This window comes from Bosea sp. NBC_00550 (assembly GCF_026020075.1).
GTDB lineage: Bacteria > Pseudomonadota > Alphaproteobacteria > Rhizobiales > Beijerinckiaceae > Allobosea.
Genome location: NZ_CP102772.1, coordinates 4637451 through 4650899, shown reverse-complemented (window position 1 = coordinate 4650899; position 13449 = coordinate 4637451). Strand labels below are relative to the sequence as shown.

Below are 13449 nucleotides of genomic sequence, written 5' to 3'. Positions count from 1 at the left end.
GCCGATGTTCACCTCCGTCTTCGTCGACAGGCCGCGCCTGGCCATCGTCATCGCGCTCGTCACCACGATCGCCGGCCTGCTCTCGCTCTTTGCGATTCCCGTGGCGCAGTATCCGGACATCGTGCCGCCGCAGGTTTCGGTGACGACCTCCTATCCCGGCGCGTCGGCGGCTGTGATCGAGCAGACGGTGGCCCAGCCGCTCGAAGCCCAGATCGTCGGCACCGACAAGATGCTCTACATGAAGAGCGTCAGCGGCAATGACGGCAGCTATTCGCTGCTCGTCTCGTTCGAGCTGGGCACGAACCCCGACATCAACAGCGTCAACGTCAACAACCGCGTGCAGATCGCCTTGTCGAAGCTGCCGCAGGAGGTGCAGCGCAACGGCGTGACGGTGAAGAAGAAGTCCTCGGCGCTGCTCGGCGTCATCGCGGTCTATGCGCCGAAGAACACCTACGACACGCTGTTCGTCTCGAACTACGTCACCATCAACCTGCTCGACTCGATCCGTTCGACGGCGGGCGTCGGCGACGCGGCGCTGTTCGGCGCCCAGGATTATTCGATGCGGGCCTGGATCCGCACCGACAACCTGACCGGCCTCAACCTGACGACCGGCGACATCATCAGCGCCATCCAGTCCCAGAACGCGCAGGCGGCCGTCGGACGCATCGGCGCACGTCCGATATCGGATGACCAGCAGTTGCAGCTGAACATCCAGACCAAGGGCCGGCTCAGCACGCCCGAGGAGTTCGGCAAGATCGTGCTGCGCACCAATGCGGACGGCTCGATCCTGCGGCTGTCCGACGTTGCGCGCCTCGAGCTCGGCGCCGCCAATCTCGACCGCGACACAAGGCTGAACGGCGGCCCGGCCGTCCTGATCGGCGTCTACCAATCGCCCGGCGCTAATGCGATCGCCGCGCTCGACGCCGTCAAGAAGACGGTGGGCGACCTCTCGAAATCCTTCCCCGAGGGACTGGCCTGGAAGGTCACCTACGACCCGACCGCCTTCGTCACGGCGACGATCCACGAGGTGCAGAAGACGCTGCTCGAGGCCTTCGTCCTCGTCGTGCTCGTCGTCTACCTGTTCCTCGGCAACATCCGGGCGACGCTGATCCCGACCGTCGCCGTGCCGGTCAGCCTGATCGGCGCCTTCATCGTCCTCAACGCCATCGGCTATTCCGCCAATACGGTGTCGTTGCTCGCGGTGGTGCTCGCGATCGGCATCGTCGTCGACGACGCAATCGTGGTGATCGAGAACGTCGAGCGCGTGATGGAGGAACATCCGGAGCTCACCCCGGCCGAGGCGACGAAGAAAGCCATGGGCGAGATCGTGGCGCCGATCATCGCCATCACGCTGGTGCTGCTCTCGGTCTTCGTTCCCGTCGCCTTCATACCGGGCATTTCGGGCGAGCTGTTCCGGCAGTTCGCAGTCACCGTGGCGGTCGCGATGGTGCTGTCCGCCATCAACGCGCTCACCCTTTCGCCGGCGCTTTGCGCCATTCTGTTGAAGCCACAGCACGGGCCGCGGCGCGGGCCGATCGCCCGTATCATGAGCGGCATCGACTGGACGCGGGACCGCTACGGCAACGCCGTCGCGCGCCTCGTGCGGGTCGCGTTCGTCAGCCTGGCGCTGACCGCGGCGTTCGGCGCCGGCATCTATGCGATGGGCCGGATCACGCCGACAGGCTTCCTGCCCGACGACGACCAGGGCGCCTTCTTCGTCGTCGCCCAGTTGCCCGACGGCGCTTCCATCGGGCGGACGTCGGTGGCCATGGCGCAGGTCGAGGGCATCCTCAAAAGCGAGAGCGCGATCGCCGACTACTCCACTGTCATCGGGCTGAACTTCCTCGACAATTACTCCCAGCCCAACGCCGCCTTCGTCATGGTCTCCCTCAAGCCGTTCGAGGAACGGACGAGCCGCGACGATTCCGCCCAGGCTGTCATCGCCCGCCTCTCGCAGAAGCTGCGGGCGGTGCGCGACGCCAATGTCGTGCCGCTCGGCCCGCCGCCGATCATCGGCCTCGGCAGCGGCGGCGGCTTCAGCTATGTGCTGATGGATATGGGAACGTCCGATCCCAAGGCGCTCGGCCGGGCGCTGCGCGGCCTCACCATCGCCGCCAATCAGGACCCGCAGCTGCGGCGGGTATTCTCGACCTTCTCGGATTCGGCCCCGTCGATCTATCTCGACATCGATCGGGACAAGGTCCAGATCCTCGGCGTCGAGCTGACCAACGTATTCCAGGCGCTGCAGGCCTCGCTCGGCGGCTACTACGTCAACGACATGAACCTGTTCGGCCGGACCTGGCAGGTGCAGGTGCAGGCCGATGGCGCCGATCGCGCCTCGCTCGACGACATCTACCGCATCAATGTCCGCAGCCGCGCCGGCGACATGATCCCGCTGCGCAGCTTCGTCGAGGCCAAGGTAGTAGTCGGGCCGCAGGCCCTGATCCGCTACAACAACCGCCTTGCCGTGACCTTGCAGGGCTCGCCCGCACCCGGTGTTTCGTCCGGCCAGGCGCTGGCGGCCATGGAAGCGGTCTCCGCCAAGACGCTGCCGCCGAACTATCGCGGTGCCTGGACCGACGTCTCGTTCCAGGAGAAGCGGGCGGAGGGGCAGACCTCGATCATCCTCGCCTTCGCGCTGCTCTTCGCCTACCTCTTCCTCGTCGCGCTCTACGAGAGCTGGACGATCCCGGTCCCGGTGCTGCTCTCTGTCGCCGTCGGCGTGCTTGGAGCCTTCGTCGCGATCGTGATCGGGAGGCTGACGCTCGATCTTTACGCCCAGATCGGCATCGTCGTGCTGATCGGCCTGGCCGCCAAGAACGGCATCCTGATCGTCGAGTTCGCCAAGGAGCTGCGCGAGAAGGGACATCCGCTGCTGCACGCGGCGACCGAGGGCGCGCGCCTGCGCTTCCGCCCGGTGATGATGACCTCCTTCGCCTTCATCCTCGGCCTGCTGCCGCTCGTCATCGCCGAGGGGCCGGCGAAACTCGCCAGGCGCAATGTTGCGACACCGGTCTTCGGCGGCATGCTCGCAGCGGCCTTTATCGGCATCTTCGTGATCCCGGCGCTCTACGTGGTCTTCCAGTCGCTACGCGAGCGCTTGCGGCCATCGACCCGGCCGAAGGAAGAACTCGCGGCGCCCGCGGTGGAAAAGGGCACGGTTTGACGGTGTCGCCGGATGCTCCGACTTGAGCGGGATACTTCCGGCTACTGGAAGCCCGCAGCCTGGAGCGAGAACAGCTCGGCGTAGCGCCCGCCCAGCGCCATCAAGGCGGCGTGATCGCCGCTTTCCAGGATCGCGCCGTTTTCCAGCACGATGATACGGTCGGCCATGCGCACGGTCGAGAAGCGGTGCGAGATCAGGAGCGCGGTCGTCGATCGGCTCAGGTTGCGGAAGCGCTCGAAAATCTCGACCTCGGCGCGGGCATCCAGCGCAGCGGTCGGTTCGTCGAGGATGAGGATATCAGCGTCGCGGAAATAGGCCCGCGCGATCGCGATCTTCTGCCACTCACCGCCCGAGAGATCGATCCCTTGCGCGAAACTGCGCCCCAGCATCTGGTCGTATCCCATCGGGAGCTTGCCCATCAGCGGGTCGGCCAGGCTCTTCCGCGCGGCCTCGACGATCCTCGGCCGATCATCGATGGCAGCGACACGGCCGATGCCGATATTCTCCGCCGCGGTGATGTTGTAGCGCGCAAAATCCTGGAAGATCGCGCCGACATGGCTGCGCAGTTCGTCAAGGTCGATCTCGCGCAGATCGATGCCATCGACGAGAATGCGGCCCTCGACCGGATCGTAGAGCCGGGTCAGCAGCTTGACGATCGTGGTCTTGCCCGCGCCGTTCTCCCCGACCAGCGCGAGCGTCTCGCCGGGACTGAGCACGAAGCTGAGATGGCGCACCGCCCAGCCGTCCTTGCCGGGGTAGCGGAAGCCGACATCCTCGAAGACGATGCCTTGCCGCAGCGGCGACGGAAAGGCGCGCGGGCGCGCCGCGTTCGGCATCGACGAGCGCAGATCCATGAAGGAGAAGTAGTCGTTGAGATATTGCGCCTGCGAGGCGATCTGCGTCAGGCCGAGGATCAGGCCTTCGAACAACCCGTTCAAGCGCAGCAGCGAGCCGGAGAGGAAGATCAGATCGCCCAGGCTGATCTCGCTCCGCACGGCCCGCCAGGCCAGGACCGCATAGGCCGCGTAATAGGCGAGCGAGCCGACCGCGCCGAACAGGCTGCCCCAGACGGCGCGGCTGATCGCCAGCCTGCGCCGCGCGACGAACAGCCTCTCGGCCAGGGCCCCGAAGCGATCCGCCAGGAATCCGCCGAGGCCGAAGAGCTTGACCTCCTTGGCCAGATCCGCGACCGAGCCGACATGGCGGACATATTCCATCTGCCGGCGCTCGGGCGTAGTGGCGACGCTCCAGTCATAGGTCTTCTCGTTGAAATACGCCTCGCTGAGCAGCGTGGGCAGCAGCGCCAGCATGAGCAGGCAGACCAGCACCGGCGCGTAGAAGATCAGCCCCGCGAGAAAGGCGATCAGCGTGACGACACTCTGTACCTGCCCCATCATCAGGCTGAGCAACCCACCCCCGCTCATCGTCTGGATGCGCGCACGCAGCAGCTTGTCCTGCGCCTGACTGGATTCGATATCCATCAGGTCGAGCCGCGCGGCGTGCTCGATCAGATCGATGCCGAGCCGGTTGGCATGCCGCTCGGAGAGCAGCCCCTCCGTCAATGTGCTCAGGCGTTGCAGGATGTTCGCGCCGACCATTAGCACGCATTCGAGCGCGAGCCACTCGGCCAGCGCCGAGAGGCGCCCGCTCGCCAGCCAGTCGGCCAGAGCGGGCCCCGGCGACGGCATTCCCGCCTGCAGCACGACCTCGTCGACGATCAGCTTGCCGACGAACAGCACGAGCGGTGGCTGCACCGCGCGCAGCAGCCGCAGCACGATCGCCGCCGACACCAGGACGGGACTTGCCGTCCAGAGGCTTCGCAGCAGGCGCGGCAGCCGCGCTAGTGTCGTGAAGCGCTGAAGCAGCGTCGTCCTGGCAGAAGCCAGAGGCGCGATGAAAACCATTCTCGATCCTGGATTGCCGAAGTCCGCGACTCCGTGCCCTCTTTTAGCCTGAGGGCACCGACCGAGCCATACTCTGCGCAGGCCGGGGATGGAGTGGAACTATGGGTTCACGGCGGCGGAAACCCGTATTAAGCTCCTATAATCGCCGCGAGAGACGGGGATCGAGCCGGTCCCGCAGGCCGTCGCCGAGCAGGTTCACCGCCAGCACCACCAGCGCCAGCGCAATCGCCGGGCAGAAGATCGTCCAGGGTGCGCGGGCGAGATAGAGGCGGCTCGACGCGATCATGTTGCCCCAGCTCGGGACTTCCGGCGGAACGCCGGCACCGAGGAATGACAGCGAGGCCTCGACCAGGATGGCGGAGGCGCAGATATAGGTGGCCTGCACGATCAGGGGCGCAATCGTGCTCGGCATGATGTGGCGGAACAGAATCCGGGGCGTGCGCGCGCCGCAGGCGATCGCGGCCTCGACGAAGGGCAGTTCCTTGACGCTGAGCACGATGGAACGCACCAGCCTGACGACGCGCGGCAGCTCCGGGATCGAGATCGCTGCGATGACGATGCCGATGCTGCCCTGGTTGAGGGAGACCATGGCGATGGCCAGCAGGATTGCGGGGATCGCCATCAGCCCGTCCATGAGCCGCATGACGATACCGTCGAACCAGCGGTAATAGCCGGCGAAGAGGCCGATCGTCAGGCCGACGAGGATCGAGATCGTCGCGACGCTGAAGCCGACGATGAGTGAGACGCGGGCGCCATAGACGGTGCGGGCGAAGACATCCTGGCCGAGATGGTCGGTGCCGAACCACAGGGCCTGCGACGGCGGCTGCAGGCGCCGGGTCGGCAGCTTCATCATCGGATCGCCGGCGATCAGCGGCGCCACGATGGCGACGCCGAGGAAGAAGATCAGGATGGCGGCACCCAGCAGCACCGTCGGGTTGCGGCGCGCGAAGCGACCGAGGCGAGCGATCTGGTTGCCGGAGGACGGAACGACGGGCGGAGCGGTGATCACGGTCATCGGTCGCGCTCCCTCAATGCCGGATGCGTGGATCGATGAGCGAATAGGATAGATCGACCGCCAGATTGATCAGCACGTAGACGCCGGAGAAGACGAGGATCACGCCCTGGATGATCGGATAATCGCGCTTCGAGATGGCATCGACGACCAGCCGGCCGACGCCGGGGATATTGAATACGGTCTCGGTGATCACCACGCCGCCGATCAGGAGCGCGACGCCGATGCCGATGACGGTGATGATCGGCACGCCGGCGTTCTTGAGCGCATGCTTCATCAGCATGGTGCGCGCCGGGACGCCCTTGGCGTTGGCGGTGCGGATATAGTCCTCCTCCAGAACCTCCTGCATCGAGGCGCGCGTCATGCGGGCGATCAGCGCGACATAGGCGAGGCCGAGCGTCACCGTCGGCAGAATGAGGTGGAGAAACCAGGGGCCGATCCCGTCCAGGATCGGCCGGTAGCCCTGCACGGGCAGCCAGCGCAGCTCGATGGCGAAGATGTAGATCAGCCCATAGCCGACGACGAAGGTCGGCATGGAGAAGCCGAGCACGGAGAAGCCCATCAGCAGCCGGTCGACAGGGCTGCCCGCCTTCCAGGCGGCTAGGACGCCGAAGGTCACCGCGATCGTGACGGCGAAGAGCATCGTCAGCACGGCTAGCGACAATGTCGGCTCCAGCCGCTGCAGGATCAGGGTCGAGACCGGAGTGCCGGAGAAGATCGAGACGCCGAGATCGCCCCGCACGACGCGCAGCGCCCAGCGCCCGAACTGGACGAGCAGCGGATCGTCCAGGCCGAGCCGCTGGCGGATGGCGACGATCTGCTGCGGCGTGGCGTAGTCGCCGGCGATGATGGCGGCCGGGTCGCCCGCCGAAAGATGCAGCAGCAGAAAGACGAAGATGCCGACCAGCGTCATCACCAGAATGGTCGATGCCAGGCGTTGTGCGAGATAGCTCAGCATGGCTCCGGTCGTCCTCCGTCGGCTAGGTCGTTGCGCGGGCCGCAGCCGCGCGATCGCCCGCGAAAGGCGACGTTGCGGCCGGGGCCCGCCGATGGTGGGTCCCGGAGATCGGATGCAGGGCTCGGCAGGGCGCTCAGCCCTTTCTGACGTTCCAGAACGGGATCAGCTCGGGCATGCCGATCAGGCCCGTCAGGTTTCGCAGGGCCGCCGGCTGGAACCATTGGCCGAAATACGCATGCGGCACGAAATCCCAGGCGTTCTGCTGGATATCGCGGGCGATCTGCTTACGCTCGGCGTCGGTCGAGGCTCCGGCCCATTGGTCGCGCAATTGCTCGTGCAGTTCGTTGGTCGGCCAGCCGAACCAGCCCTTCTCGCCATTGGCGGCGTGGCCGCTGAGCGAGACGGGATTGCCGAAGGCGTTGACCGAGCCGGAGGTGAAGAAGACGTTCCAGCCGCCCTGGTCCGGCGCTGCCTTGACGGCGCGGCGGGTGACGACCGCGCCCCAGTCGGAGGCCTGCAGCGAGACGTTGAAGCCGGCCTGCCGCATCCATTGCGCGATCAGGTTGGCGGCGTTGTTCATATAGGCGATGTTGGTCGCCTGCAGCACCACGACCGGGCGCCCGTCATAGCCGGATTCCTTGACGAGCTGCCTGGCCTTGTCGAGGTTCGGCGCCGTCTTGAACCAGTCGATATTAGCGTCGTTCTCCATCGGCGTTCCCATGCCGAAGAGCGAGGAACAGCCGCGGAAATACTTCTCGTCGCCGAAGGTCGCCTTCATCACCTCGGTGGGGTGGATCAGGTGCAGCATCGCCTGGCGGGCCTTGACGTTGTTGAACGGCGGATGGAGCCAGTTCACACGCGCCCAGCCGAGCTGCCCCTGCTTGTTCAGCACCTCGAGCTTGATCTCCTTCTCGCCGGCCAGCGAGTCGAGCAGGTCGACATTGGGGTATTCGATCATGTCGATCTCGCCGGCGCGGATCGCGGCGATCGCCGTCGCCTCGTCGGCGATGTTCTCGTAGACGACGCGGTCGACGTTCACCACCTTGCCGCCGGCGGTGAAGACGGCCGGCTCCGAACGCGGCACATAGTTCGGATTGCGGTCGTAGACGTAGCGCTGCCCCTGGACGACGGCGCCCTCGTTGAAGAGGAAGGGCCCGGAGCCGAGGATGGTGCTGATCTGCTGGTTGGGGTCGGTCTGCGCCTCTTTCTCGCGCATGACGTAGCAGACATTGGTGGCCGCCTTGGCCAGCCACTCGACCACGAGCCCGTAAGGCTCCTTCATCACGATCTGGAAATTCTTGTCGTCCTTCACCGGCGTGTCGGCGAGGCGAGCCATCATGTGCTGGCCGCCGCCGTCGCGGGCGCCCCAGCGCCGGATCGAGGCGACGCAATCCTTCGCCGTCACCGGCGTGCCGTCGGTGAAGCGCAAACCGTCGCGCAGCTCGAAGCTATAGGTCTTGCGGTCGTCCGAGAGCGACCATTTCGAGACCATCTGGGGCTGCGGTTCGTATTTGTCGTTCACGCCGAACAGCGTGTCGTAGACCATGCCGGCGTGGTAGGAGGTCATGTTCGCGGTCGTCCAGATCGGATCGAAGACGCGAAGATCGCCATGCAGGACGGCGCGGATGGTGCGCGCCACGGGAGGCGTGGTCTGGGCGCGGATCGTGGCCGGAGCGGCGACGATCGCGCCGGTGGCCAGCCCGCCCTGTACGAAGCGACGGCGTGTCGTGTTCATGTCGTTCTCCTCCTCGTTGTGGATCGGGCCGCGGGCATTCGCCTCGTCTGGCCCTCAGCGGGTCATGGCATCAATTCTCCTGGTCCATCCGGTGCATGCGGCGTCAGACGACGAGCCGGCCCGGCGGGAGCGGATCATGCGGCCAGAGCGGCCGGTTGATCTTGCGGTAGGGGTATTTGCGCACGTCGAGATGCGAAGGGCCACCGCCGTCGGTGTAGATCACCTCGCTTGCGATGGGTCCGTAGGCGGCGTGGAAGTGATTTGTCGACTTGACGCTGACGATGCGCTTCTGCGTCGGCTCGATGCCGACGCTGGTGAAGATCTCGAGCCCCAGCGCCTGCGTGCGGTGCGAGAGGAGCGCGACATCGATGCCGTCGATGCGGATGCCGACCGCGTTGCCGATCGGCACCTTCGCGGTGCCGAAGCTCTGAGTGCCGTTGCGGATGGCGCCGAGCACCGTCACCTCCCCGTCGACCGGCGTGCCGGAGGTCGAGGCCGCCTTGCCGCCGAAGCGCAGCGGGATGGTGGCGCCCACGCCGGCGGTCAGGCAGAACTCCACCGCGACCGGATCCCAGACGGGCCCGATGGCCGCGTCGCGGATGCCGCGCTCGCGCAGGCGGTGGATGATGTTGGTGTTGTCGGAGGCCGCGCCGCCGCCGGCATTGTCGGTCGAATCCGCGATGACGCTCGGGCCATTGGCAGCGCTGCCGAGGGCACGGTCGAGCGCCTCGTCGAGCGGAACGACGGGCGGGGCGAACTGCCCCTTGAGCGACCGGAACTCCTCGCCGAGCTTCACCGCGAGCGCATCCCCTCCAGCCTTGTCGTTGTCGGTGATGACGAGGAGGCGGGTGCCGATCTCGGGCACGTCTCCCTGCTGGAAGCCATGCGCCAGCGAAACCGAGAGCACGCCATCCTTGCCTTCGAGCGCGCTCATCCGATCGACGAAGGAGCGTCCGGGCTCGCGCGTCGTCGGCACGAGCTCGATCATGCGGCAGTCATAGAGCGACATCACCGGCCTGATCTCGCCGCGCACGGTGCCGAGGATGATATCGACGAGTTCCTCGGCGCGCTCGACGAAGTCGATATGCGGATATTCCTTGTAGAGGATGATCGCATCGGCAAGGCGGACGCGCTTCTCCGTCAGGTGGCAGTGCGGATCAAGCTCGACGCCGATCGGCACGGAGGGGCCGACGATGGCGCGGACATGATCGAGGATGTCGCCCTCGCAATCATCATAGCCATGCGCGACCATGGCGCCGTGCAATCCGAGCAGGACGCCGTCGACGGGCAATGCGGCCTTGAGCTGGGCAAGGATCTCGTCGCGCATCTCCTCATAGTCGGCCTTGGCGCAGGTTCCGGAAGGCTCGGCCCAGAAGCAGGAGCCTTCGACGAGCTCGAAGCCGTCGCGTTCGGCCCGCTGCCGCGCAACGTATAACGGCGCCGTGCAATGGGTGGCGCGATCGGGATGCTGGCCGGCCGGAAAATAGGCCGAGGCCTCGAAATTGGCCCGGGATGTCGGAATGGGAGAGAAGGTGTTCGTTTCGGTTGCGAGCGAGGCAGCGAACAGGCGCATAGGTCACCTTCCCGAATGTCGCGCCATGTTCGATTGGCCGGGAAGCCAGAGTCAAGCCGCAGTGCAAACCATGAAGTTTTGCGCATGCAGCATGGCGGCACATAATTCGAGAACGATGGCAGCGTCCTGGATACGATCGCTCACCAGCGTGCGGTCCACCATCGGCACGCAAGGTTCCCTGCCTGCAACGATCCGCTCACTGCCAGAACGGCCGCAGCTCGACCAGATCTTCATGCGCCCCGACGGCGGATGCGAGCAACTTCCGTTCCTTCGCGCCGATGTCGGCCGCCGCCAGCCCCGCGGCGAACAGAACGGAACCGCCGGCATCCGAACCCGCCACATGTTCGAGCAGCTGATGGCCGGAGGCAATGTCGTTGAGCGTGCCGAGGCTGTCCTGCAGTTTTCCAAGAGCCGATGCAAAAGCCTTCCGGCGTTTCCGTTCCTTCTTGCCCTTGTAGAGACCAGCGAAGAATTCGGCGCCGTAGCGCAGCTTCTTCGCCGCGATCCGCGCCTGGTGCCGCTCCTCCGGGTCCAACGCCGCGAGATGCCGGCCACGCTTCCGGACCTGCCGCCTGCGCTTGTCGAGCTGGCGCGAGGCAAACGGCAGGACAGGCTGGTCTCGCTCGGCGGCGTTCGCCTCGGACAGCCACGGGCCGGCGTTGATCCACGCGACCAGATCGATCAGGAAATGCCGCCATTCCTCCGAACGCAGCATGTCGTCCACGGCAAGGTAGGCTTCCGTGCGTCGGCTTTCGAGATGCTTCTCCAGGTTGAGGAGTTCGACCTGGTCGGGATGTCGGGACCTCTCCGCCGGCAGCGTTTCCGAAAGGAAGACATCGAGATTCCGGGCTCGCCCCAAAGGCTCCGACAGGCGCTTCAATCCCACCTTGATGTCCTTCAGCCCGTCGTCGTCCAGCATATCCTTGAACAGGGACATCGCCGAACGCAGCCTGCGCACCGCAACGCGGGCCTGATGCAGGGCGGCCGCGTCGCGCCGATCGAGCAGGATGTCCTCGTTCAGCCGGAACTGGCGCAGGCAGCCATGGGCAACGGCACGAAAGGCATCTGCTGCCGACATGTCCTCCGACAGGGCGACCGGCTCGGCCTTGCGGACCCGGTCGGCTTGCCCGTCGATCAGGCCGAACCCGCGCTCCGACTTGCTCGCCACTCCGAGACGGACCGGCACGCGCGTGCCGATTTCGCGCGCAAGCGTGAAGAGGTCGCCAGCCGTTCCGGTCTTCAGCTCCAGCTCGATCTCGCTGATGGCGGCGGTCTCCGCGCCGTCCTCCCCGCGAGAGTTCGTGACGCGCCCTTGGTCCAGCGCGACTTCGATCTGCGAGTTCCCATGCTCCATCAGGCAGGTGGCGCGTTCGACCGAGACGGCGAACAACGCGACGAGCTTCGCCTTCCTGCCAAGCAGCTTCGCCAGCGGCGTCTTGTCCAGGGCGTCGCGATCCGGTTCGGGGCCGCCGACCGCCGCCTCCCATTCGGGGCGCTCGATCAGGCCGTCGCCGCCGGCTTTCACGGTCTGGACGTAGCCATCCTTCGTCCGCCTCACCCGCAGAACGTAACCGCATCCCTGCAGGAGGCGCTTCGGCGTGTCGAAATAGATCGACTCCAGCCGATCCTCGCTTCTCGCCTCAGCCGCGGCAAAACGCGGCCATTGCTGCAGCGTGGTCAAGTCCGCCGCATCGCAAACCAGCTTGAGCTCGACTTCCTTCGGGTCGGTCATGCTTTGACCTGGCGCTCCCGGTGAAGACAAGGACAGGGCGCTCTTGTCTCACGCCAGTATAGCATTGAAGCCGGTCGCAGCGGCTCGCCCCAGAAGCGAGTCGGCGCGGGCCTGTCCGTCACACCACCAGACCTTGCATCGGCCTGAGATCGCCGGTGTCCGGGAACACCTTCTCCGCCAGAACCGGCCCGGAAAGGCCGAACAGATCGGCCACCACGCCCTTCGCCACGGCGCGGATATCCGTCGTGGGCCTCAGATCGCGGTTCTGGTAGAGCTGCTCCGGCTTCAGGCCGGGCCAGTCGGCGATGATGCGACCGCCCTTGACCGCCCCGCCGACGAGGAACGCGACCGTACCGGTGCCATGGTCGGTGCCGACCGTGCCGTTGACCGCGGCCGTGCGGCCGAACTCCGTCGCGACCATCACCACCGTATCCTTCCAGACCGGCGCAAGACCTTGCTCCAAGGCTGCGAAGGCACCGTCGAGCCCGCCGAGCAGCGTCGCCAGCCGGCCCTTGGCGCCGCCTTCGTTGGCGTGAGTGTCCCAGCCCTCGAAGGCCAGCGCGGCGATGCGCGGCCCGTCATCGGCGCCGACGAGCGCGGCAGCCCCCTCTGCGATGCTTCGCATGCCATCGGCCGTGTCCGGCCCGCCGCCGCCCATCTTGCCGTCGATGCCGCGTTGCTGCGCCAGCCTTTGCGTCTCGATCGCCTGGCTCAGCGCCGCCGCAAGGCCGGGATCGCGCCGGCCATAGAGATCGGCGAGCCGCATCGTCAGGTCGGCGCCGGCCCGCGCCATGCGCGGGGGCGCCCAGCCGAGCACCGGCGCCTCGCCGCGCACCACCAGCGGCGGCACGACGCCGACGCCGAGCAAGCCCTTGCGCGCAACGCTTTCTCCGGCCGGAAGGCCGGCGAGCAGACGGTTGAGCCACCCCGAAGCTGTCCGTCCCGGGCCGGGCTGGCCGCTTTCAAGCACGTCCTGCCCGTCGAAATGCGAGCGTTCGCGGTAGCCGGTCGCGGCGGCATGGACAATGGCGGCGTGGCCTTGCCGGTAGAGCCGCGCCAGATTCGGCATCGCCGGATGCAGATAGAAGAAGCCGTCGAGCGGCAACGCGGCGTCGGGTCCATCCTTGGCGAGCGCGATGCCCTCGCGCAGGTCGGCATAGCCGGGGTCGCCGATCGGCGGCACGGCCGAAAGACCGTCGAGCGCGCCGCGCAGGACCACCAGCAGGAAGCGGGAGTCGCGCGCGCCCGCCGCGGCATAGGCGAATTTCGGCACGAAGGACCATGCGAAGAGCGCGCCCGCGGCGCCGAGGACGGCGCGCCGTGACGGGGTCATCCGTTCGCAGTCATCATCGTCGTCGTGATGATCCAT

At 66.6% G+C, this 13449-nt stretch carries 8 protein-coding genes; 1 reads left to right on the top strand and 7 read right to left on the bottom strand.

Annotated features, from left to right (window positions below):
* The first annotated feature begins 4 nt into the window (after nt 1–4).
* Nucleotides 5–3166, top strand: a complete 3162-nt coding sequence (locus NWE53_RS22150; protein WP_265051505.1) for an efflux RND transporter permease subunit — start codon at nt 5–7, stop codon at nt 3164–3166.
* Nucleotides 3167–3207: 41 nt separating this feature from the next.
* Here the strand turns inward: NWE53_RS22150 and NWE53_RS22145 are convergent, their stop codons facing one another.
* The 7 genes from NWE53_RS22145 to NWE53_RS22115 form a co-directional block, all read right to left on the bottom strand.
* The gene (locus NWE53_RS22145) at nt 3208–5070 is read right to left on the bottom strand and encodes an ABC transporter ATP-binding protein (protein ID WP_265051504.1); all 1863 of its coding nucleotides are present in this window, start codon (nt 5068–5070) and stop codon (nt 3208–3210) included.
* Between the two features lie 136 nt (nt 5071–5206).
* Complete coding sequence (locus NWE53_RS22140; protein ID WP_265051503.1) at nt 5207–6085, bottom strand: ABC transporter permease; 879 nt, start codon at nt 6083–6085, stop codon at nt 5207–5209.
* A 13-nt stretch (nt 6086–6098) separates the two neighbouring features.
* Nucleotides 6099–7040: an ABC transporter permease gene (locus tag NWE53_RS22135; RefSeq protein WP_265051502.1), complete on the bottom strand. Its 942-nt coding sequence runs from the start codon at nt 7038–7040 to the stop codon at nt 6099–6101.
* Nucleotides 7041–7173: 133 nt separating this feature from the next.
* Nucleotides 7174–8775, bottom strand: coding sequence for an ABC transporter substrate-binding protein (locus tag NWE53_RS22130; RefSeq protein WP_265051501.1), 1602 nt, complete (start codon nt 8773–8775; stop codon nt 7174–7176).
* A 103-nt stretch (nt 8776–8878) separates the two neighbouring features.
* Nucleotides 8879–10348: a M81 family metallopeptidase gene (locus NWE53_RS22125; RefSeq protein ID WP_265051500.1), complete on the bottom strand. Its 1470-nt coding sequence runs from the start codon at nt 10346–10348 to the stop codon at nt 8879–8881.
* Between the two features lie 196 nt (nt 10349–10544).
* Nucleotides 10545–12080, bottom strand: coding sequence for a CYTH and CHAD domain-containing protein (locus NWE53_RS22120; protein WP_265051499.1), 1536 nt, complete (start codon nt 12078–12080; stop codon nt 10545–10547).
* Between the two features lie 118 nt (nt 12081–12198).
* Nucleotides 12199–13449: a DUF1501 domain-containing protein gene (locus NWE53_RS22115; RefSeq protein ID WP_265051498.1), complete on the bottom strand. Its 1251-nt coding sequence runs from the start codon at nt 13447–13449 to the stop codon at nt 12199–12201.